General features: G+C 37.8%; 2 protein-coding genes. Both read right to left on the bottom strand.

Translation table 11 applies throughout. The features are described 5' to 3' along the window. Window positions 1–331: 331 nt before the first annotated feature. Window positions 332–550, bottom strand: coding sequence for a DUF6500 family protein (locus tag FKN93_RS17265; RefSeq protein ID WP_170905752.1), 219 nt, complete (start codon window positions 548–550; stop codon window positions 332–334). A 223-nt stretch (window positions 551–773) separates the two neighbouring features. After that, window positions 774–1,484, bottom strand: a complete 711-nt coding sequence (locus tag FKN93_RS17260) for a hypothetical protein (RefSeq protein ID WP_170905751.1) — start codon at window positions 1,482–1,484, stop codon at window positions 774–776. Window positions 1,485–1,863: the final 379 nt, after the last annotated feature.

The raw sequence follows: 1,863 nt of genomic DNA, 5'->3' as shown, positions 1-1,863 counted from the left end.
GAGAAATAAGCCATTAATGTAAACCAAATCAAAAGAGCTGCTAAATGCGATTAAACAATAATGTTCGTTAGACATTGATAAACTTGATCAAATCAACAGCTATGCTTCACAAGAAATCATCAACCAGTAAAACACTCACATTACCACTTAACTTTTAAATTTGTAACACGTTGAATTTAAGAGAAATATAACGCCCGCTTAAGGGGCTGACAACGCTACTACCAAGTTTCCGCATAACACCGTAACCACCAAAATCAACGCATAATAAAAATGCCACGCGTTGGAAGTCCCTCTTGAAGCGTTTGTTATGGCTTGAACTCAAAGCACACGCTTACTTACCTAGCATGACCATTTCCATGATTTTATTGGCTTTTTCAAAATGATCTAGTCGATGTCTCTGAATCCACCAAGTAGCAGCTTCCATTAGTAATTCAGGATCATCATTCTTATTGGCGAAGAAAGCATAAAATGACACACCTACATTCTCACCTTTTTGTGCAATTTTCTTTGAACAAATTTCGATCATTTTGGATCTTAATGAATCGCGCATTCTTTATGCCCACTCATATAGGAATTGATATGCAAAAATACACTTAGCTAAGGAAGATAACAAGAACAACTGTTTATAAACACAGTGTCATTTGTTTTATGAGCCATAACGCCCGGTTAAGGGGCAGCCAACGCCATTACCAAGCTTCCGCATAACACCGTAACCACAAAAACCAACGCATAATAAAAATGCCGCGCGTTGGCTGTCCCTCTTGAACCGTTTGTTATATTTCTGAGACTACCTTTCCGTCAAGACTGTTTACAATTATTATCCTGCTAAACGGTGATTTACAAATATTTTTAGCGATATATTCTATATATTCATCACTACCGTTGTATGTGATTGTGTCCGATAAAACCAACCACCACTCTTCGTAGCGATCTAAATATGGTTCGACTTTCTTTGCTTTCGAAGTGTGACAAAAGTTTACGCTGGCCAACATGACCTGCTTATCATGGTATCCAGCATCTAAATCAATGATACCCGTCAGCAAGAAACCATTGCTGCTATCAACATTGCGTTTTGAAATAATTATTGAAATAGATTGCGATATTTCTATTCTGATTTCATCCCCTGTAAACTCCGAATTATCAATCTCTTTGAGTTTTTCTTTGATAACCAAAGTAGCTTTCGATAGATTACCAAAAGGGCGCTTTATGATAGCTGTAACTGAATATCTATGAGGCTGAGTATCATTACTTCTAGGGGTGTTAATCGCTTTCTTCAACTTCGCAATTACCGATGAAGAATCGCTATCGATAGATCTAGGAGAGCTATGAGTATTAATCATCTTGCTCAACCTCGTCACTTCTACTGCAATTTTATCATCTAAGAGTAGGTCAGGAGGCACGTTACCGTCGGGCTCTCTTTTTATCGAATATCCCTGCCCTGAAAATAAGTCAGCAATAATGTTTTCTTCTCTATTTTCCCGCATTGAACGAACCTCAAAAAGAAATATAACGCCCGCTTAAGGGGCTGACAACGCGACTACCAAGTTTCCGCATAACACCGTAACCACAAAAGCCAACGCATAATAAAAATGCCGCGCGTTGGAAGTCCCTCTTGAAGCGTTTGTTATGTGCGTTTTGTTTATATATCCTTATTAGGTAATGTTATTGGCACCTTAAATATTAGGCAATGTTATTGGCACCTTAAATACAATCCTTGAACTAATACTATCTTTTGTCCTGAGGAATCCCCTGATGATTTTAAGAAAAATCATCAATTTAAGCTGGATACACATCTTGTCATGTGATCAAATGATTTCGCCAAAAAACAACAACCAGACAACAAGATGTGCGAACTCAATATCC

Source organism: Vibrio sp. A8-1, assembly GCF_013048685.1.
GTDB classification, from domain to species: Bacteria; Pseudomonadota; Gammaproteobacteria; order Enterobacterales; family Vibrionaceae; genus Vibrio; species Vibrio metschnikovii.
The sequence above is the reverse complement of the archived record's forward strand: the minus strand, read 5'-3'. Positions and strand labels throughout refer to the sequence as shown.

Excerpts from the sequence above, each read along its gene's own strand:
- FKN93_RS17265 (WP_170905752.1), bottom strand. The coding sequence starts at position 550 with ATGCGCGATTCATTAAGATCCAAAATGATCGAAATTTGTTCAAAGAAA.
- FKN93_RS17260 (WP_170905751.1), bottom strand. The coding sequence starts at position 1,484 with ATGCGGGAAAATAGAGAAGAAAACATTATTGCTGACTTATTTTCAGGG.